The organism is Candidatus Infernicultor aquiphilus, from assembly GCF_002784285.1.
GTDB lineage: Bacteria > Atribacterota > Phoenicimicrobiia > Phoenicimicrobiales > Phoenicimicrobiaceae > Infernicultor > Infernicultor aquiphilus.
On sequence record NZ_PFKO01000226.1, the window covers coordinates 8815 to 10185 of the forward strand.

General features: G+C 31.6%; 2 protein-coding genes and 1 pseudogene. All 3 read right to left on the reverse strand.

All coding sequences use genetic code 11. The annotated features are described in order from the left end of the window. A pseudogene (locus tag COZ07_RS05980) lies at positions 1-97 on the reverse strand (30S ribosomal protein S19); the annotation flags it as partial. A 25-nt stretch (positions 98-122) separates the two neighbouring features. Next, entirely contained in the window at positions 123-956 is an 834-nt protein-coding gene (gene rplB, locus COZ07_RS05985; RefSeq protein WP_406607661.1) for a 50S ribosomal protein L2, read from the reverse strand. A gap of 37 nt (positions 957-993) precedes the next feature. Further along, entirely contained in the window at positions 994-1281 is a 288-nt protein-coding gene (gene rplW / locus COZ07_RS05990) for a 50S ribosomal protein L23 (RefSeq protein ID WP_406607662.1), read from the reverse strand. Positions 1282-1371: the final 90 nt, after the last annotated feature.

Consider the following 1371-nt stretch of genomic DNA (forward strand, 5'->3'; position numbering starts at 1 on the left):
TTTTAATTATTGATTTTATTCTCTTCCGATTTAATTCTTTAATTTTATTTAATAATTTTTCATCTATATAAGGTCCTTTTTTTAAAGATCTAGACATTTATAATAATTGCCTCCCTTATTAACTATTTTTTTGTTCTTCTTTTAACAATATATTTATCAGAAAGTTTGTTCTTTTTTCTAGTACGATATCCTTTGGAAAGTACACCAGTTGGAGAACATGGATGTCTACCCCCTGAGCTCTTTCCTTCTCCTCCTCCCATTGGATGATCAATAGGATTCATAGCTACACCTCTCACGGTTGGTCTTATCCCTAACCATCTGCTTTTACCTGCTTTACCAATAGATAAATTTCCATGAGCGAGATTACCAATTTGCCCAATGCTAGCTTTACACTCTAAATTTATTAATCTTACCTCTCCAGAAGGCAATCTGATGTGGGCATATTTTCCTTCTTTAGCCATAAGCTGAGCCACTACTCCAGCTGAACGAACTAATTTACCACCTTGCCCTGGGTTTAATTCTATATTATGAATTAAGGTACCGGTAGGAATGTCTTTTAAGAATTTCGTATTTCCCACCTTTATGTCTGCTTCTTTTCCAGATATAATTATATCTCCTACCTTTAATTTTTCTGGACACAAGATATAGGCCTTTTCTCCATCATAATATTTAAGCAAAGCAATCCTCGCTGAACGATTAGGATCGTATTCAATACTAGACACTTTGGCTGGAATTTCTGATTTCTTTCTTCTAAAATCAATTATTCTGTATTTTCTCTTACTCCCTCCACCTTGATGTCGTACCGTAAGTCTACCTCGATTATTTCTTCCACCATTTTTTTTAAGACCTACGGTTAAAGATTTATTTGGCTTATCAGTAGTTATTTCATCAAAAGTAGAAACGGTCATAAATCTTCTCCCGGGAGAAGTAGGTTTATATTTTTTAATCTCTGCCATTTTAATCTACACCTTTCTTAAAAAATATTTTTAAGATCTAAATATTTTCCAATTCTTTAATTTTTTCACCCTTTTTTAAGGTAACTATTGCTTTCTTCCAATGTGCAGTTTTGCCAGAATATCTTCCTAAGCTCTTCTTTTTACCTGGCATCTTTATAATATTTACTTTTACAACTTTAGTTTTAAATCTTTCTTCAATAGATTTTCCAATTTCAGTACTATTAGCATTCCAATCTACTTTAAATACATATTTATTTTGCTCTTTTAATCTCACGCTTTTTTCTGAAATTACTGGTTGTAATATAATATCTCTATTTGAAGGCATTTTATATTAACACCCCCTCTATTCGCTGTAAAGCGTCTTTGGTAATTATTATTTTTCCTTGATTTATAAGATCATAGGTATTTATTTTAG

What these genes read in the sequence shown, in the direction of transcription:
- rplW (WP_406607662.1), bottom strand. Translation starts at nt 1,281, where the DNA reads ATGCCTTCAAATAGAGATATTATATTACAACCAGTAATTTCAGAAAAA.
- rplB (WP_406607661.1), bottom strand. Translation starts at nt 956, where the DNA reads ATGGCAGAGATTAAAAAATATAAACCTACTTCTCCCGGGAGAAGATTT.